Below are 17,921 nucleotides of genomic sequence, written 5' to 3' on the forward strand. Positions count from 1 at the left end.
CCCCTCACACCCTGTCCAGCGGCAATCTCGTCATCAAAAATTCCAGGAAGGCGGCCACGCGTGGTGGTATCGCTTCCTGTTTATAGAATACCGCCCAGACTGGCTGCATCCACGGCAGGCTGATGTCGGCCAGCACGGGTTTGAGCCTGCCGTGGGCGCGGTCTGCCATGGTGAGGAAGTCAGACAGGCTGACGATGCCGGCACCCTGCACTGCCAGGTGACGCAGGGTTTCGCCGTTGCTGGCGCTGACGACGGGGTCGATGATGTAGCCTTCATTGTTTGCGGCATCCGTAGCAGGTAGCGGCCAGGTATTCAGGCTGGCGGGCGCGGTGAAACCCAGCAGCCTGTGCTGCGCCAGGTCGGCCACGGTCTGTGGTTCACCATGGCGTGCCAGATAATGCGGTGCGGCTACCAAGCGGATGCGGCTGCTACCCAGGCGACGCGCATGCAGGCTGGAATCGCTGAGCTGGCCTATGCGTATGGCAAGATCCGCCCTTTCTTCGATAAGGTCGACAAAGGTTTCGCCACTGACCAGTTCGAGCTTGATGAGGGGATAGGTATCCAGAAACTCCGCCACCAATGGCGCGATCAGGTGATCAAGTGCGGGAGTGGCGGCGTTCACCCGTACCAGGCCGGATGGTTGCGACAGGCGTGCTGTCAGTTGTTCTTCAGTGTCATCAATGTCACAGAGTATCTTCTTTGCCCTTTGCAAAAGCCAGTGACCTTCCTCGCTCAGTTCCAGCTTGCGGGTGGTGCGCGTCATCAGCGTCATGCCCAGTTGTGCTTCTAGGCGGGAAATGCTGCGGCTGATGCCGGACGGCGTTTGCCCCAGGCGCTCGGCAGCGGCTGAAAACGAGCCGGTATCGGCCACTGCGACCAGGGCTTTCATGGTTTCCAGGCTAAGCATTGTTGACTCCGAGTCATAAGTTAAGTGTAGCTTAAGCTATTTTTCTTTACCTTGCATGGGATCAGACTCCGTATTCGTTCTATTTTCATTATCTGGAGTCAAACATGCCACTTGCTCTCTGGGCGCTGACACTCAGCGCCTTTGCCATCGGTACGACAGAATTTGTGATTGTCGGCCTTATTCCCACCATCGCCAGCAGCCTGGCGGTGTCTGTTCCTTCTGCCGGCTTGCTGGTCAGCCTGTATGCGCTGGGCGTGGCCGTTGGTGCGCCCGTGCTGACTGCACTGACTGGCCGCGTGCCACGCAAGCAATTATTGCTGGGCCTGATGGCCTTGTTCACGATCGGTAATCTGGTGGCCTGGATGGCGCCCAACTATGCCTCGCTGATGGCGGCAAGGGTGCTGACTGGCCTGGCGCATGGGGTGTTCTTTTCCATAGGGTCGACGATAGCCACTGGCCTGGTCGCCAAAGACAAGGCCGCCAGTGCGATTGCGCTAATGTTCAGCGGCCTGACGGTGGCACTGGTCACAGGTGTGCCGCTGGGTACTTTCATCGGCCAGCATCTGGGCTGGCAGGCGACGTTTTTGGCGGTGTCGGCGCTGGGTGTGATTGCTTTCATCGGTTGTGCGATATTGATCCCCTCCACCATCGCCAGCAGCAAGCCTGCCTCTTTGTTGACGCAAATGGCAGTGCTGAAAAAACCGCGCCTGTTATTGGTGTATGCGATGACCGCTCTTGGTTATGGCGGCAGCTTTATCGCCTTCACTTACCTGGCACCGATACTGCAAGACATCAGCGGCTTTAGCGCCAGTGCGGTGGGGCTGGTGATGCTGGTGTATGGTGTCTCAGTCACGGTTGGCAATATCTGGGGTGGCAAGCTGGCAGATAGAAAAGGCCCTGTCGCGGCATTGCAAATCGTATTTGCCTTATTGGCCCTGGTCTTGCTGGTGCTGACTTTTACTGCGCATAACAAATGGCTGGCCTTGCTGACCGTGCTGGCCTGGGGGGCAGTGGCTTTTGGCAATGTGCCGGGCTTGCAAGTCTACGTCGTCCAGCGGGCTGAACAAGATGCGCCGCAAGCGATTGACGTAGCATCAGGTTTGAATATCGCGGCCTTCAATGTTGGCATCGCCTTCGGTGCCTGGGCTGGTGGCTTGATAGTCAGCCATATCGGCTTGATGCATACACCATGGATAGGTGCGCTGGTGGTAGTGGGTGCCTGGGGCTTGACAACGCTGGCGGGGCGGCTGGACAAGGCGGATGGGATTTCCGTCTCTCCTGGACAAGCAAGGGCAGTTGCCATGCATTGACCTGTACAGTGAGACTAACTATCCCTGATTATTTTATTGTCTGTCGGCAGCCAGTTGCCTGCCACTAGCCTTGCTGCAGGCCCCGCAAATCCCGCCAGCCTGATCGCGCCAAAACAAGTGGTGGCTGGTAAAACCCAGGGAGAATGGTCCAGCGCCTGGTGGCAATGGGCGCGTTCATTTGACGGCGAGAACAATAGCCCGGTTGCAGACAAAACCGGGGATTCTTGTCATTTGAAACAGGAAGGCCCGGTCTGGTTTTTGGCTGGCACATATGGCACGCAAAGAACCATCAGGACTTGCACCGTCCCCAAAGGCAAATACCTTTACTTCCCGATGATTAATTACATGGTCAATTCGTCTGTAGCAGGCAATGTCAGTTGCAAGGGCGTCACTGAAGCTGTCAGGGAAGCCATAGATGGCATCCATATGCTGGTACTGGAAATTGACGACGTGCGCGCCACCAAACTTGAAGCACACAGACAGATCAGCCCAGGGTGTTTTGATGCAGGAGCACTGACCGGTGGCCGTGTCAAACTCGCCCCTACTGCTGCCGATGGCTACTATGTCATGCTCAAACCCTTAAGCCCTGGCAAGCATACGATCAACTTTGGCGGACGTGGCAATAATATGTCGCAAGCTGTGACGTATACACTGATCGTTGAATAAATCCTGGCTCCCACTACCTCGTGCTAGCAGCTTTCCTGCATTAACCCTTATAAACGGCTTTGGCCGCGAACAGCCTGTGCATGTCACTCGTTATGTTCGCGACGGTAGCCACTACTACCTGCCTCCTCACAAACAAGATTCGCCCAGTCTGATGCTGTTGCAAAACAGGGTTGGCAACTGCTTTTCCCGCGGGCCAATTGTAAGTTTTCTGTAACAGGGAAATCAATTTGTTTCTTACAATTTTGTCATAAACAAAGGAGCGGTAATACCACTTTCATTTTCAGGAAAATTTTGTCAATAACAAAGTTAATTTTGATATTCCATGGCCATTTTTTGTCAGCGGCGCATCTGGGTCTGCAGAGGGTTTGTGCATGTGGTATTACCACGGGAATTGCCACAAAAATGGAAAAGTTTCCAATTTTTGCAGGACAAATTTTCCAGTCAGTATTGGGATGCTTTCCAGACTGACCAAATCTGTCAACCCCAATGACAAAATTTGAGATGGGCCACGCCCCATTTCAGGGCAGACATCAGCCCATTTGCGCGACCTTGCAACATGCCTGGCAATTGGATACTGTCAAGCCTCGACCAGTAACACAGACCAGTTTTACCTGATTCTCTTTTGTGAAGGCATGGTACAGACCAGGCTTCACTGGCATATCCACAAGCATGTGCCATGCAATATAGACAGATGCCGTGCACACATCCACGCATCCATATGCGCCAACGTAAAAACCAGGAGTTCCTACGTGAAAAAACTATCCAATCGCATGACGGCCATCTGCCTGGCCTCATCGCTACTTTGCCTGCAACTGGCAGGATGCGGTGGTTCAAGCACTGCCGATTCAGGTACAACAAGCACAAGCCCCATGGCTGCGCCACCGCAAGGCCCACCTGCAGAAACTGCGCTGACACCTGTCAGCGCTACCGCCAGCTCAGTTGAACGTGGTGACCTGTCGGCAGTTGCAGCCATCGACCACAATGAGAACACCCGCTGGGGCAGTGCTTTTACCGATGACCAGTACCTGACGCTGGATTTTGGCAAGTCTGAAACCATCACCCGCGTGCGCATACAATGGGAAAATGCCCATGCCACGCAATACCTGCTGCAAGTCTCGGACAATAATAGTGACTGGACCACGATCAAGACGGTAGACAATAGCAAGGGTGGCATTGAAGACCTGACAGAGCTGAATGGCAAAGGCCGTTACCTGCGCGTGAAGGGTATCAAGCGTTCTACCCAGTATGGTTATTCCATCATCGAGATACAGGCATTCACAGGCACGCCAGTAACACAACCTGGCACAGATCCAACCCAGCCCAGCCAGCCCGGCAACCCTGGAACGATAGACTTGAGCAAACCTGGCGTCGCTGTCAAGCCTGTCGCCGCGACTTCATCCGCAGTAGAAAACCAGGCCATGTCCGCCGCCATGGCGATCGATGGCAAAGCCAATACCCGCTGGGGCAGCAAGTCTGAAGACGGTGCCTGGATACAGTTTGACTTTGGTGCCAAGACACCAGTCGGTTATATGAAACTGGCATGGGAAAACGCCTACGGCAAGGAATATGCCCTGCGCGTATCCGACGATGGCCAGACCTGGACACAACTGCGCTATGTCAGCGGTGGCAAGGGCGGCACTGAAGAATTCTTCAACCTGGGTGCGAATGCCCGCTACCTACGCCTGCAAGGTGTGGCCCGCGCCACCCAGTATGGTTACTCTTTGTTTGAGGTTGAATTCAAATCGCCCGGCAGCGACAACACCCTGCCGGATGCGACGACATCTGTCTTGAAGTTCCCTGCCAGTGGCAGCGGCTGGGCGCCCTTGCCTGCTGCGGCAGAACCGCTGGAAAGCCTGCAATTCACTTTACCTGATGGCACGCTGGTCACACGCTTTGGTGCACGCGGCCTGGCACGTCATGGCCGTGAACGCGGAGAAGAATGGAATGAAATCGGCTATGGCCCGAATGAAACCATTGATGCAGCAACTGGCTTGCCAGTCGATAAAGGCCCGGGCAATTACCTGACCTTTGTGGCGCAATATTTCAAGAACCGCACATGGGGTTTTGAGATCATCGACAATAGCCGTGTGGCTGGCGTGACCAAGCCTACACTGACCGTCAACCAATACAATACCGTGGACTTTTTGCCGGGTGGCGTGGCTTTCTTCCGTGGCTTTGACCGCGTGGGTGTCACTGGTTATGGCTGGATGAATCCGGGTGAACTGGTAGACCGCAATGTCGCCATCTGCAAACCCGTGCCCTACCCTGCCAATAACAAACTCAGCAGTGCTGACGGCATCAATGGTGCCTGTACCTTGCGGGTCAAGAATTATCCCGGACATAGCGACCTGGATGCAAACGGCTTCCCGAATGGCAAAAACATTCCGGCACGCCCGCTAGTGGTAGGTGACATTATCGAAGTGTCGCCATCCATGTTTTCTACGCCTGAGGGCATGGCTGCCAAGGGTGATAGCGGTGGTGTGCGTTATTACTCGTCTGAATGGATATATGTGGTCGGCGCTGGCCTCAAGCCCTGGTATGGCGTGCAACCGCGTTTGAACTCGGTGCCTTTGCCTGATGAGACTTTGTCAGGTGGCCAGGGTTCGGTTTCCTACAATTATTCTGACAATGGCTTGTTCATGTTCCAGCAGCCGCATAATAATGCGGGCATGCAAAACATACAGCGCTTCGTCGAAGGCCGTCGCCTGGTGCATACCAATTTCACCACGGGTGACCATAATGAGAATGGCAATGACCGTTACCAGCAAGCCGTGGGTTTGCAGGGGCCGCGTTTCAACCAGTCTGCCTGTATTGCCTGCCACGTCAATAATGGTCGCAGCCCTGCACCCGTCGCCATCAACCAGCGTCTCGACAGCATGTCGGTACGGGTGGCAGCTACCAATGCAGCGGGCCAGCAATTGCCGCATCCGCAATATGGCACCGTGGTGCAGATGAATGCCTACTCAAGCAGCGGCATGCCGCAAAACTGGGGCACCAATGTCAACGTCGCCGGATTTGAAACCCGCACAACAAAACTGGCCGATGGCAGCAGCGTAGAACTGCGCAAACCCACGCTGGCATTTGAGGGGGCAGTACCAAGCGTGTATTCGCTGCGCGCTGCCCAGCCGATGATAGGCATGGGCTTGCTCGAAGCCATACCTGAAGCCGACATCCTGGCACGTGCCCGCACATCGCCAGATGCTGATGGTGTCGTCGGCCTGGCCAACTATGTGTATGAACCAGAAACCGGTGCAGTGCGCGTAGGCCGCTTTGGCTGGAAAGCATCCAAGGCCACTCTGCGTCACCAGACTGCTGCCGCACTCTTGCAGGACATGGCTGTCACGTCACCAAGCTACCCTAACCGCAGTTGTACAACAGACCCGGCAAGCTGTGCTGCCGCACCTGCGCAAAAAGGTATCACTGAAGCTGACCTGCAATCCATCACCCGCTACCTTGGTCTGGTCGCCGTGCCTGCCCAGCGCAGCATTGCCAGCGGCTTCCCCAAAGGTGTGGCACCTATGGATGAGCATGTCGTCAATCCGCAGCAAGTCAGTGCCGGTGCCAAGGTGTTCCAGGCCATGCGTTGCTCTGCATGCCACACGGTAGAGATGAAAACTGGCAACGGCCATTTGCTGGCAGAACTGCGCAACCAGACCATCAGGCCATACACAGACATGCTGCTGCATGACATGGGAGCTGGCCTGGCAGATAAACTGGTAGAAGGCCAGGCACTAGGCAATATGTGGCGTACCGCGCCGCTGTGGGGCATAGGCTATACCGACAAAGTCATGGGCAATAACAGCAAGGTAGGCTACCTGCACGACGGCCGCGCCCGTAACCTGACCGAAGCCATACTCTGGCACGGCGGCGAAGCAGATAAATCCCGCCAGCGTTTCGAGAACCTGTCCAAGGCTGATCGTGATGCGGTACTGGCTTTCTTGAAGTCTTTGTGATCTTTAGTTTTAACTGATAAGCGGCTGCTGAACTGAGACTAGTTTAGCAGCCACTATTTTGGAGATGTAAATTTGATCGCTCGCTTGATTTTCGCTAAACACCGCTGAAGCTCGACAGGATCTGGTGATAAATCCAAAAATTGACCCGCCTCATCTAAGGTCGAGAACTTGGTTGAATTTCGAATGCAAAACCATGCAATTTCCGTAAAATACAGTTGAAGTTGAAAGCAATGAATTCTGGCATTCTGTGATTCTTCTCCAGCATGCACGTTCGCATTCCTATAAACTCGCAAATGCTCAAGAACCTGTCTATGATATGCATGTTCTTTGAATAGAAAGGCACTTCTGTGAATTAACTTGTCATAGTCTGCCACGCCTGGACTTGTAAGCGTCTCAAGCGCGCTCCACAGTCGTAAGAAAGCTGTATCAGGGCTGCTATGATCCAACGCTCGAACAAACAGAAGTAGCGCTGTGATCAATGATTCTTGGAAGTTTGATTTATTGATGAGACGGAGTATCCATCGAAAATTAGAAACTACAATTTTTGCATTCTCGAATTTATGTAGCCGTGTTGGCATAAAATTGGGTTCATACCAAAGACCATTTCGTGAACTTGTCCCATCACTAAGATGAACTGTGTGGCGACAGCCTAATCTGATGACATTGATTGGGTCTTGATTTTGCGATTTAAACGCAAGTTGCATTGTTGGATTTGCCATTAGACATAGTATGGCCCTTAAAAGATCAATTGCTCGCATTGCCTTATGAAAAGCAACACTGTCTGATTTGGCTTTAATTTTTACCAATATCTTGCAATAGTTTTTTGGTGTATCCTCAACAGAAATTCTATGCTCTTTTATTAGTTGATCGCGAGAGCTAAATTTCTTCGGATATCCATTCGTTAGAAATTCTATATCGCAGTTAAGTATTTTGATTTTTTTTGGTAGTCCCTCAGGATCAAGTGACATCGAAGTAAGGGCGATATATTCGGTCTCGCGACCTTTGAGTTTTTCATCAAGCGCACAGTTGAGTGCTTTTAAGAAAGCATCAGGCGTTAGACTCTTACCAGTTATAGATAGTGCACGCCAGATTAAGGTTTCCTTCTCAATTTCTGCGGCAACTGTGGGAAATTGAAGCATGGATTGAAGTGTGAACATGGACTCATAAACTTCGAATCCTGTGTATGACACTCCTCCATCATCTCCCACTGTTCTAACGCCATCAATTCGCTCTAATACAAGCTCAGGTTTGAAACGATTCCGAGATTTCCATTGGATAGGCATAAGCTTAGTTGTCGTGAATTAATTAATTTTTTTAACATTCAGATGCTTTAATTTTTTAGAAAGCCTTAATTTTTTCTTTTAGTTTAAAAAGCTTTTCTTCGAGTTAATTATATTGCAAAAAGTGAAATTACCTTTACTCAATCGTGCATCAATTTTTATCAAGGGCGACGAGAAAGGTTTTTATATTTGAAGAATCCGTCACTGCCCCATATGCAGCTTCATAAACTCACGACTGTGATGACATTGAATGTGTAAAGGAGCATAGACAATACTACGTGATGGCCGTGCCCTTATTCAGACAGAAGCCATACTCTGGCACGGCGGCGAAGCAGACAAATCCCGCCAGCGTTTCGAGAACCTGTCCAAGGCTGATCGTGATGCGGTGCTGGCTTTCTTGAAGTCATTGTAAAGCTGGTGTAATTCGCTAGCATTGCTTAGTAAAACGGCTGCTGAACAGATACATGTTCAGCAGCCGTTCTTCACTACATCTAGGCATTCTGCATGCCCGGCAAGACTGATGCAACGAAGGGGAAAGGTCGCTTAAGCAAACTTTCTAATTCATTGATTTTCTATGCGCACATTCAACTATTTGCTCAAGCATGATTTTCGGTGACGATCTGAACCCGACTTTAAACGTATTGTTCATCCAAATGCCTTCCTATTCGCCAGAACGATACCAGTCAGTGTTTTCATGCGAATGAGCTCTAAAATCAATACCATAGCACGGGATTGGTGGTGGATGCGTAGCAATCACGAAGGCTGGCACATCATCAAGACATCGCGACATTTCCAAGCCAAGGAAATGTATGCATGAAAGACATAGCCCCGGATTTCGCTTCTGCGCTCATCAACGGGGCCTTTATAGCGGCAGTGTCGCTCTTCTACTTGGTGCAATCAACTTTCAACAATAATCGCTGGTGGGCTATAGGTTTGCGTGAAGCTGACAGTGGGGCCGGGAACGTAGACTCTTAAAATCAAAAAGAAACTTTCGTCGCTGGGGGACTGTAACCAGTAACTTCCGGCAGGTAAGGTGTCGGGCTTGTCGCTTTGGATCACGATGGTGATGCCGCCCTCGGCATCGGTGGTTGAGAATTCCGGGTAGTAGCCATTGATGGAATAATTGCTGGAGCCGGGGCAGAGATTGTAAGTCGAGTTATACAAGGTGACCGACCAGAAGCCGTGCATGTCAGCGTTGAAGGGCGGGAAATTGCCAGCCGAAAAAGTCATGCGATAGCAATTGGAACCATTCAATTCATTGCCCTTGCTGTCGATGCTGGTGTTGATATACACCGCTTCGTCCGGGTCATTGGCGCAGATGCCCGACAGGGATTGCACCGCTGCGCGGGTGATAAAGTCGCTGTGCTGCCCGGCGCGGCCCACGTCTTGTGGTGGATACGTCCAGTTATTCACCGTTTTCCCGCGAGATTTGCTGAATTTTTTCAGCAAGTCCAGCCCATCTTTCGCCGCCCGCTGAAGACCGATGCGGGCAGCTTCGGATTGCTGCTCTACATGCTGGTTCGGGCCGATGTTGATCGTGGCAAAGAGGTTTAGCAATTGCTGCTGATTGATCCCCGGTGGCAAACCGGGCGGGTTTTGTGTCATGGCTTCGTTCATGGTGTGCCATGCTCCTGCGGTATGGTTGTAGTCCACACCCCAGGGTATCATCACCGTTTTTTTATACGGCGTAGGCGCATTGGGCCAGTCGGCCAGCGGCGTTAAGAGGTATTGCTGCTGGACCTCATTGGCGGCTTGAACTTCGGCCGTGCTGCTGTTGTTGACTCCGGTGCGTCCCAGCAGGAATACGGTATCAGTGCGCGAGCGCGGCAAGATATCCGCCACGCCATCTGGCACCGTGCCGTTCCAGTGGTGTGGTGCGATCAGGTAGTTGCCTGCTTCTGTACCTGTGGCATACGTTCCCACATAGGCAAAGTTGTCGGCATCCATGCACACCATTTCGATCACGAAATACCGGTCGGTGACTGCTGGAACCGAGATAACGATGGGGTCTTCGGCGATGTCGAGCCAGGCAGTGGAGTACAGCGTATCGGTATTGGGCGCACCACCCGTTTGTGCTGCCGGAGTAGCCAGTACGGCTGCGTGATGAAAGGTATTGATAGGCGCATACAGGTCAGGCAGCCCATGCTTTTCTGAAAAATGCTTGCCTGCTTCGCTGGCCCACAACCAGCGCAATTGCGCATTGTAAATCCAGGGGAAACCATAGATGTAGGCTTGAATGCCCAGCGAATACGTATACTCTTCTTCGGCATTGTCTGCGTCAGGCAGACTGAGTTGCGGCAATAGCAGGCTGAACTGGCTGGCGTCCGGTGTTGACGCTGCATTGCTCATGATGACTCCTGTCAGGGGTGGAATGCTGGGGACTGAAGCTAAACACGTTCTCTATCTTGGAAGCGTAGTCAGTGTTTTCAGACTAGCTCGTGTTTGCCAAGCTTGAAACCCTCTCTGGCAAGAGAGGGTTCCCTACAGCGATAGCCTTGTTGGTGCAATTTTTTGCAAGCCCTATCCTATTTAAAACAGGCGCTGGTATCTTGCGGGTTTTTCGCATTGCCAGGCATCAGCTCGAATGGCGTGAAGCGGCCAGGTGCTGTGTATTGCTTTTGCACGTAGTCAGAGTACGACACCAGGGCGGCGTTCATCGCATGCAGCCGGTTCAAAGTGGAAAGCTGCTGTAGTGGTAATGTCACCAGGCTGGACTGGTAGACTTCGCCGCGCGTCCATTTCTTACCCTGGGTGATGGTACCGACCAGCCTGGCCTGCAGATCAGCGGCACTTTGCCCCATTGCGTTTTTACCGCCAACAACATCAGGCGGCAGCAGTTCAGGGTTGACGATCCATCCCTTGGCCTTGGCCACCGTATTGCCAAAAATAATCAGCTCGTTCAAGGTCATATTGAGTGCTGTGTAATTGCGCAGGGGCAAGGGAGAATCGCCAGTCGCGGTTTCTTCTGTATGCCCGGCGATGTGCGGCGCCGTGGCACAGGTCGCACCAAAGATGAGTTGCAACTTATTGCCGTCGAGTTTCATATAGCTGCCGACATCGGTGCCGCCAGGAGGAGAAGGCGCATCGTCACCGCAGTAAGTCGAATGCGAAGCCGTGTCCTGCATGCTATGTATGTACAAACCGATGCGGGCAAGCTGCACCGGAACCGGCGGCGAGGCTGGGTCTTTCCACAAGACACCGGTGGTGCGTGACTTGTCCTTCAACCAGGAGCCAAGTTCGCGGTAGCTGACGTCGCCACTGCTGTTGTCGAGAATTTTATCACCCGAATTGAAGCTGACCTGAACACCCTTCTGGGAGCGCGTAATCACTGGCACATTTCCCTGCACAGTGACGCCGGTCCTGCACGCCGGGCCACTGAAATTGGAAGCGCCATTGGGCACTGTCAAACCTGCAGCGCACAGCAAGCCAGGTTCTTCATCTGGCTGCATGGCCCATTGCCGCATATTGGAGAGCGAACCCTCATAAACATCGTCAATCACGAGCGGATAGCCGGGTACAGGGAAGTGAAACGGGTACACGGCCTGGATACCACTGGCACCATGCACGTCCGTGCCTGCACCGTTAGGAGAAAACGGCAGCACGTAGTGATACAGCGGGCCATCGGTTGTTGCATTGGTGCGCTGAAAACCATTAAATTTGGCCGTGATATAAGACTGGCCAGAGTTGCTGGCAGACGCTTGCACGCCGCACTGGTCAATGGGTGCATATTGCGTGTAGTCTGCCACTTCATTGTAAGCAACAATCCAATACGCCACATCGGCCCTATAGCCCAGTGCCTGCGCCAAAAAGTAGGTGGCATCTGAATGGATCATGCTTCTGGCGGGAACAGGCGCGGCAATTTGCTTCACCGCCTGCGCAAGCTGCGCCGGACAAGCTTTACCTGCAGACGGCGTCTTTGCACACGCCGCACGCGGCTCCACGCAGGCCACGATCTTGCGGTCTTTCTTTGAGACACAAATATCTTCAAAATAAGCATGCGCGACTTGCGGCGCAAAGAATAGAGCCGCCAGCAGGGACGACCCACTACCGATCAAACGCTGAATTTTCATGTGATGTAATCCCAGGATAGTATTCGCACAAGCTGCTAAAAACGTCAGGCTGACGAAGATTGTTAAAGTGAAGGCTGTCGATCAACAACAGGATGAAAGCGACGAACGCTACAAGGATGCCTGGAAAATCGCTGACAAAATTGAGATTAACATAAAAACATCTTTAATTAATGCAATTACCACATTAATTAGTCAAAATACAACAACTGTGACTGTGTTTTTTCTATCGCTTTTTTCAGGGCCGTAGATACGATTAGCGCAAGCGTAATCGTACGCATGCTACCTGTTCCAACTCTCTTCTGCACCATGGCTACATTACGGTTTTCAGTCGAAAATAAACCATGTTCATACTGAGATAGCGTAGCGAGTATCTTGCGATATGCTTGAGGTCTTTACCTTTTTTGGCGACACGGTTGTGTACGATTACGCTGGGCTAATCGTAGCCACTTGGTCTTGCCAGATTTTCTGCCATCAACGTCACCCAGGTTTTGAGAAAAAGCAGCCCTTCATAAATATTTTTGCAGATCAGCGATACTCAATCTGGTCGCCATTTTTTGCCGGTCTGCCTTCAATTCTGCCAGAGCTGTTTTCAATTCGCTTTCCGTCGGTCTCAAGGGTTTCAGACTGGGGCCGAGGACAGGGATGATGCGGCGTTTGACATAGCGGTTGCCTGCTGTGAGCACTTGCCAGCCTATTCCCAGCAAGGCGGTGATGGCGCAGGCAAGAAAGATCAGGCCTTCGTCAAAGGGCAGGATTTTCATTAGCAGTGCGGGGACGATGCTGATGAAAAAAATCGAACCCACCAGCGCCAGACTGATACCCAGGTCTATGTGAGTCTGCGCCATGCGCCGTTCTACCAGGGGCGACAAGAGATGAAAGGGTATCCTGATCATGGAAGCGCGTTCTTGTGGCGTCAGCAGGGCTGGCGTTTTTATGATTTTTTCTGCGAGTTCCAGCCTGTCTTTATACACTTCCGACAGGTTTGGGAAAGTCGTCTTTATCAGCTCAGCAAGCGATTGCCACTTCTGGGACAGTGTGTGATACCAGGCAGGATCGGCATTGAACAGCGTATTGCATTGCAGGCATTCACGCTCATGGCTAAGCAACTCCCCGTCACCGGAGGTAATGTAATATACATGGCCAGCCAGGCCGACGCGGACCAGCCTGAATGCCTGCGGCGCACGGCAGATAGGGCAAAAATCGGCTGCATAACCAATATTTTTGCGTACATGTTTTTTTCCCCAGACGATGAACACGGATTTTCCCCCTTCAGTTTTTTTATCTTGTTTGATATCAGCATCATGCCTGCATAATCAGTGTTGGCATTATATCCATGAGCTATTGTCCAGCAGTTGGAAATCATTGCAAAAACACAAAATAACAGAGTCTTACCTTCGCCTATTTCAGTCGCGTGACACTATCTTCATGTAAGACCAGCACCTTCCGTAGTTCTACTCCCCCCGCATCCAGATACCCAAACACCGCCCTCCTCACCCGCTTGCGGAAATTGGCGGCACTCGTATTTGCGCGCGCCCGCTGCATCAACCATACCCTTGATGATGCCCATTAAATCAACCATGACTTCTGTATCGCTGGCACCTTCTGGCATATCGGCCTGAGAGAGTATGTCGCGTATGGTTTTGCGCAGGCGGGTGGACTGGCGTTTGAGGTCTGCTGCTAGGGGCAGGCGTAGCTCTTCGGCGTCGAGTATTTTTGCCAGCGCTGGTCTTTTTAGCTGGTGGGTGACGGCAACAGCTATCAAGTCTTAGAGTGCCTTGCGGCCGCCCTGCTCCAGGTCTATTTTCTCGGCATCTTCGACGAGTGCCGTGGTTTGCTCCAATATCAGCGCCCTGCTGATGGCGTCTTTTGAGGGGAAGTATTGGTAGAGCGAGCCTATGCTGACGCCAGCCTTTCTTGCTACTGCGTTGGTGGAGCAGGCACTCAGACCTTCAGATTCGAGAATGTGAGCAGCAGCTTGCAAGATGGCATCTACGGTGGCGACAGAACGAGCTTGCGTGGGGCTTTCACGAGGGCCGACCTTGCAGACGCCATGGTGACCGCTGCTACATCAGCGCCTGAGGACCGTGTGTGGGATGTATTTGGAAATGATGCGGAGCCTGTGCCTGGGTGATTGGCAAAATGAAGAATACGCTTATTGAGGCCCAACCTGAGCAAACTTTGCCGAATCGCTTGATAACATTATCATTTTTGTGTTTATATCAACCCATCAATTCAATATTGGCATTTTTTGATTTGATTTTTTTCATTTTCGCTAAAGGCAGCTTGAAACCCGGCTTGCCTGAGACGATGTAACGATAATGGTATTCAATGAATTCTGTGTATAAAAACCTGTCTTCCTGCGGCAGGCATTTGCTGGCATCTGCCGCGCTGGCCTTTGTCATGCTGCCTGTTAGCGCGCAGGCGCAAGCCACATCTGAAGTAAAGGCCGATTCAAAAAGTGCTGCGACTGCCGTGCGTCGCATTGCCATCACCATCGACGACTTGCCATTTGAAACCCGGCGTTTGAGACTCGCCGATGAACAACGTGCGACCAAGGCGATACTGGCGACTTTGCAGGCCCACAAGGTCAAGGCTTTGGGCTTTGTCAACGAAGACCGTTTGCTGGTCAAGGGCGAGGTCGATGCCCGCATAGGCTTGCTGGAGTCATGGCTGGATGCGGGCATGGAATTGGGCAATCATAATTTTGGTCATCTGGGTTTTCATGGCAGCAGCCTGGCAAAGTATCAGGAAGCCGTCTTGCGTGGTGACACCTTCACACGCTGGCTGCTGCAAGAACGCAAACAAGTGCCGCGCTATTACCGCTACCCACACAACCAGACTGGCGATAACCCTGAAGTGCAAAAGCAGTTTGAAGACTTCCTGCAGCAGCATGGCTACAAGATCGCGCCTTTCACGATAGAGCATGATGACTTCACCTATGCCCGCGTGTACGAGGATGCCGTTCTGAAAAACCGCAAGGAGGATGCAGAGCACCTGCGCAAGGCTTATCTTGCCAATCTTGACCGCGCCGTCAACACCTTCGAAACCATGAGTGATGAAATGTTTGGGCGGCAGGTTTCCCACATCCTCAACATCCATGCTTCGCTATTGAATGCCGACATGCTGGACAAGATGCTGAGCAAGCTTGAACAACGCGGCTATCAGTTCATCACCCTGGAAGAGGCATTGCAAGACCCGGCTTACCTACTGCCAGCAGGGCCCAGCCGTCAATATGGCATGTCATGGCTGGCACGCTGGGCACGCATGGCAAAAAAACGCCTGTCAGTGTATGGCCAGCCTGATCCTGAGGAATGGATCATGAAGTGGGATCAGGAGTTGCAGCGTTGAGGTTTTTTGCCAGGCCGCAGGTTGAACCGGGCCCAACCTGCTAGCTTCAAGACCACTCATCACAGAGGCACAGAGACACAGAGTCAGCACAGAGAGAGATTTTTGAGAGAGCATAGTATTCGAGTACGTCGCTTCCCCCTTTAAAATCTCAGTGATCCCTCTGTGTCTCTGTGGTGAGAAGTTTGGTCTTTTTAAAATACGCAATTAAACACCTCAATACGCCGTTTCCGCCACATTCTGATGCTCCAGCACGGCGCGCAGGGTGTTGCCCATGGTGCCTTGTTCTGGTTTGCCAGCGAAGCCGCATTCGGTCATGCCATTCAGGAACTCGGCATCGCGGCCGCTGAACAAGGGGCAGCGCGGGAATAGCTCGGCCACCCAGTCAACAAAGGCGCGCACCTTGGGTGACAGATGGCGATTGGCCAGATACACCACCGAGATGGGCATGGGGGCCGGTGCCCATTGCGGCAAGACTTCGCGCAAGGCACCCGACTGCAGATGTGGCATCAGCATGAAGCGCGGTGCCTGTATCAGGCCAAAGCCCTTGAGCGCACATGCCAGATAGGCTTCCGAGTCATTCACGGAGATTTTGCCATTCACGGTGAGGGCTATGTTCTTGCCATCGACGATGAAATCCCAGTCACGGTTACGGCCAGTGCGGCTGGAAAAATAATGCACGGCCTGATGGTGCTGCAAATCTTCCAGCGCTTGCGGTTCACCATGCAAATCCAGATAGTCAGGCGCGGCACAAGTGATGCTCTGGAAAGTGCCTATGCGGCGGGCAACCATGCTGGAGTCTTGCAACTCACCCACCCTGATCACGCAATCAACTGCCTCTTGCACCATGTCGACCATGCGGTCACCCATGCCCATGACCAGCTTGATATCGGGATAGCGATCATAAAACTCGCAGACTTGCGGCAGCAAGACCAGGCGGCCTATCGAGGTCGGCACATCGATGCGCAAAGACCCCTTGGGGCCGCGCGCCACGTTCTGGAACGAGGATTCGGTCTCGTCCACATCCGCCAGAATACGCACACAGCGCTCATAGTAAGCCGCGCCATCTGGCGTCAGGCTCAGGCGGCGCGTGGTGCGGTTCAGCAGGCGCACCTGTAACAGGCTTTCCAGATTCTGGATGACAGTCGTGACGGTGGTACGCGGCAAGCCGAGGTTGTCGGCGGCGCGGGTAAAACTATTGCTGTCCACCACGCGGGTAAAGACTTGCATTGCCTGGAAACGGTCCATCGCGGTACTCCTGAATAACTGGTTGGCATAGTCAAGGACTATTCGTCTGAACGAAGTATAAACCTAATTTGATGTCTGATTAGTCGGCCTGGCGGAATAGTCATGTTCGATTATAGGCGTTTATCCGGCAGCGCATAGTGCCTACTATTCGGTCCATTCACTAAGCTCTGACGCGATTGGCGACAATATGATGGACGAAACAGCAATAATTCTTGGCAACCCTAGCGTTTCTGGCAACACCGTCAAGAAAAGAAAAAAGACCACAAAGACGGCTGAGCCATCTTTGCAGATAGACAATTTCCTTATCCCCGGCCCGCTGGGGGGCATTCCTGTGCGTCTGTATCGCCCACAGGGCAATGCGGTTTTGCCGCTGGTGCTGTATTTCCACGGTGGTGGTTTCATCAGCGGTTCCTTGAATGATGCCGATGTGCCAGCGCGCTTCATTGCGCGGAACAGCAATGTCATCGTCTTGTCCGTAGGCTATTCACTGGCTCCGGCCAAGCCTTTTCCTGCTGCGCCGGAAGACGCCTACACCGCCATGCTGTGGGCTATCAAGAATGCCGCCAGCATCAGGGCCGACGCCAGCCGCCTGGCAGTAGCGGGCGACGATGCAGGTGGCAACCTGGCGACTTGCCTGACGCTGATCGCACGTGACCGCAATGCCCCGCCAATCTTGGCGCAGGCTCTGATAGGCCCGATGCTGGACCCCAGCATGACACGTCTGGGTGACGCCAAGAAACTGGAATCCGACCTGACCCCGCAAGAATGCGCGCATTGTTACGGCCAATACCTGCCGCGCTCATTGCAGCGCCTGCACCCCTATGCCGCACCGCTGGAATCCAGCCGCCTGGGTGGTTTGTCCCCTGCCTTTATCGCCACTGCCGAACATGATGTCCTGCATGTGGAGGCAGAAAAATATGCGGCTGCCCTGATCACCGTTGGTGTGCCTGTGCAAGTTGCCCGCTTTGCCGGGATCAAGCATGCATCACTGCCTGAGCATCAGCCTGTGCTGGTGGAAGTGGCAGATTTTTTGCGCCGCCGTCTGGCCTTACCTATGGAATTGACTACATCTGCTTTCGTATCCCTGGAGGAAAAATAATATGTCTGACGAAACAAAAAATTCTCAAGAACTCAGTAATTTA

Annotated in this window: 15 protein-coding genes; 6 read left to right on the forward strand and 9 right to left on the reverse strand. The window is 52.8% G+C overall.

Annotation, left to right across the window (positions count from 1 at the left end):
* Positions 1 to 4: 4 nt before the first annotated feature.
* A complete protein-coding gene (locus Q8K39_RS15020) occupies positions 5 to 907 on the reverse strand; it encodes a LysR family transcriptional regulator (RefSeq protein WP_305261383.1) in 903 nt (300 codons plus the stop codon).
* A 104-nt stretch (positions 908 to 1,011) separates the two neighbouring features.
* On the opposite strand from Q8K39_RS15020, the gene Q8K39_RS15025 reads away from it, so the two are divergent.
* The 3 genes from Q8K39_RS15025 to Q8K39_RS15035 all read left to right on the forward strand — a co-directional run bounded on the left by Q8K39_RS15025 (position 1,012) and on the right by Q8K39_RS15035 (position 6,836).
* The gene (locus Q8K39_RS15025) at positions 1,012 to 2,217 is read left to right on the forward strand and encodes an MFS transporter (protein ID WP_305261384.1); all 1,206 of its coding nucleotides are present in this window, start codon (positions 1,012 to 1,014) and stop codon (positions 2,215 to 2,217) included.
* 54 nt (positions 2,218 to 2,271) lie between these two features.
* Positions 2,272 to 2,883, forward strand: coding sequence for a hypothetical protein (locus Q8K39_RS15030; protein WP_305261385.1), 612 nt, complete (start codon positions 2,272 to 2,274; stop codon positions 2,881 to 2,883).
* An 869-nt stretch (positions 2,884 to 3,752) separates the two neighbouring features.
* A complete protein-coding gene (locus Q8K39_RS15035) occupies positions 3,753 to 6,836 on the forward strand; it encodes a di-heme oxidoredictase family protein (protein WP_305261721.1) in 3,084 nt (1,027 codons plus the stop codon).
* 53 nt (positions 6,837 to 6,889) lie between these two features.
* Here Q8K39_RS15035 and Q8K39_RS15040 read toward each other — a convergent pair whose 3' ends face one another.
* A complete protein-coding gene (locus tag Q8K39_RS15040) occupies positions 6,890 to 8,119 on the reverse strand; it encodes a hypothetical protein (protein ID WP_305261386.1) in 1,230 nt (409 codons plus the stop codon).
* A gap of 268 nt (positions 8,120 to 8,387) precedes the next feature.
* Between Q8K39_RS15040 and Q8K39_RS24980 the strand changes: the two genes are divergently transcribed.
* Positions 8,388 to 8,528, forward strand: a complete 141-nt coding sequence (locus Q8K39_RS24980) for a di-heme oxidoredictase family protein (RefSeq protein WP_370868619.1) — start codon at positions 8,388 to 8,390, stop codon at positions 8,526 to 8,528.
* Between the two features lie 485 nt (positions 8,529 to 9,013).
* Here Q8K39_RS24980 and Q8K39_RS15045 read toward each other — a convergent pair whose 3' ends face one another.
* The 6 genes from Q8K39_RS15045 to Q8K39_RS15070 all read right to left on the reverse strand — a co-directional run bounded on the left by Q8K39_RS15045 (position 9,014) and on the right by Q8K39_RS15070 (position 14,588).
* Complete coding sequence (locus Q8K39_RS15045) at positions 9,014 to 10,465, reverse strand: DUF1254 domain-containing protein (protein ID WP_305261387.1); 1,452 nt, start codon at positions 10,463 to 10,465, stop codon at positions 9,014 to 9,016.
* A 176-nt stretch (positions 10,466 to 10,641) separates the two neighbouring features.
* Positions 10,642 to 12,186 carry a hypothetical protein gene (locus tag Q8K39_RS15050; protein WP_305261389.1) on the reverse strand — a complete coding sequence of 515 codons (1,545 nt, stop codon included), beginning with the start codon at positions 12,184 to 12,186 and terminating at the stop codon, positions 10,642 to 10,644.
* Between the two features lie 506 nt (positions 12,187 to 12,692).
* Complete coding sequence (locus Q8K39_RS15055; protein ID WP_305261391.1) at positions 12,693 to 13,442, reverse strand: hypothetical protein; 750 nt, start codon at positions 13,440 to 13,442, stop codon at positions 12,693 to 12,695.
* A gap of 167 nt (positions 13,443 to 13,609) precedes the next feature.
* On the reverse strand, positions 13,610 to 13,948 hold the full coding sequence (locus Q8K39_RS15060; RefSeq protein WP_305261394.1) for a hypothetical protein: 339 nt from the start codon (positions 13,946 to 13,948) through the stop codon (positions 13,610 to 13,612).
* A gap of 3 nt (positions 13,949 to 13,951) precedes the next feature.
* Positions 13,952 to 14,167 (reverse strand): TetR/AcrR family transcriptional regulator, encoded by a 216-nt coding sequence (locus Q8K39_RS15065; RefSeq protein WP_186953659.1) that lies wholly within the window; start codon positions 14,165 to 14,167, stop codon positions 13,952 to 13,954.
* Between the two features lie 238 nt (positions 14,168 to 14,405).
* A complete protein-coding gene (locus Q8K39_RS15070) occupies positions 14,406 to 14,588 on the reverse strand; it encodes a hypothetical protein (protein ID WP_186953660.1) in 183 nt (60 codons plus the stop codon).
* Between Q8K39_RS15070 and Q8K39_RS15075 the strand changes: the two genes are divergently transcribed.
* Positions 14,587 to 15,534: a polysaccharide deacetylase family protein gene (locus Q8K39_RS15075; protein ID WP_305261398.1), complete on the forward strand. Its 948-nt coding sequence runs from the start codon at positions 14,587 to 14,589 to the stop codon at positions 15,532 to 15,534. The two genes, Q8K39_RS15070 and Q8K39_RS15075, sit on opposite strands and share 2 nt — an antisense overlap.
* Before the next feature lie 213 nt (positions 15,535 to 15,747).
* On the opposite strand, the gene Q8K39_RS15080 is transcribed toward Q8K39_RS15075, so the two are convergent.
* Positions 15,748 to 16,779 (reverse strand): LysR family transcriptional regulator, encoded by a 1,032-nt coding sequence (locus Q8K39_RS15080; protein WP_305261400.1) that lies wholly within the window; start codon positions 16,777 to 16,779, stop codon positions 15,748 to 15,750.
* Positions 16,780 to 16,966: 187 nt separating this feature from the next.
* On the opposite strand from Q8K39_RS15080, the gene Q8K39_RS15085 reads away from it, so the two are divergent.
* Positions 16,967 to 17,878, forward strand: a complete 912-nt coding sequence (locus tag Q8K39_RS15085) for an alpha/beta hydrolase (RefSeq protein ID WP_305261402.1) — start codon at positions 16,967 to 16,969, stop codon at positions 17,876 to 17,878.
* The last annotated feature ends 43 nt before the right edge of the window (positions 17,879 to 17,921 follow it).

This window comes from Undibacterium sp., assembly GCF_030683615.1.
Lineage (GTDB): Bacteria > Pseudomonadota > Gammaproteobacteria > Burkholderiales > Burkholderiaceae_D > Undibacterium > Undibacterium umbellatum.

Bases quoted from the DNA above. Each gene is read 5' to 3' on its own strand.
- Q8K39_RS15045 (WP_305261387.1), bottom strand. From the start codon at position 10,465: ATGAGCAATGCAGCGTCAACACCGGACGCCAGCCAGTTCAGCCTGCTA.
- Q8K39_RS15075 (WP_305261398.1), top strand. From the start codon at position 14,587: ATGCTGCCTGTTAGCGCGCAGGCGCAAGCCACATCTGAAGTAAAGGCC.
- Q8K39_RS15020 (WP_305261383.1), bottom strand. From the start codon at position 907: ATGCTTAGCCTGGAAACCATGAAAGCCCTGGTCGCAGTGGCCGATACC.
- Q8K39_RS15050 (WP_305261389.1), bottom strand. From the start codon at position 12,186: ATGAAAATTCAGCGTTTGATCGGTAGTGGGTCGTCCCTGCTGGCGGCT.
- Q8K39_RS15035 (WP_305261721.1), top strand. From the start codon at position 3,753: ATGGCTGCGCCACCGCAAGGCCCACCTGCAGAAACTGCGCTGACACCT.
- Q8K39_RS15070 (WP_186953660.1), bottom strand. From the start codon at position 14,588: ATGACAAAGGCCAGCGCGGCAGATGCCAGCAAATGCCTGCCGCAGGAA.
- Q8K39_RS15080 (WP_305261400.1), bottom strand. From the start codon at position 16,779: ATGGACCGTTTCCAGGCAATGCAAGTCTTTACCCGCGTGGTGGACAGC.
- Q8K39_RS15025 (WP_305261384.1), top strand. From the start codon at position 1,012: ATGCCACTTGCTCTCTGGGCGCTGACACTCAGCGCCTTTGCCATCGGT.
- Q8K39_RS15040 (WP_305261386.1), bottom strand. From the start codon at position 8,119: ATGCCTATCCAATGGAAATCTCGGAATCGTTTCAAACCTGAGCTTGTA.
- Q8K39_RS15085 (WP_305261402.1), top strand. From the start codon at position 16,967: ATGATGGACGAAACAGCAATAATTCTTGGCAACCCTAGCGTTTCTGGC.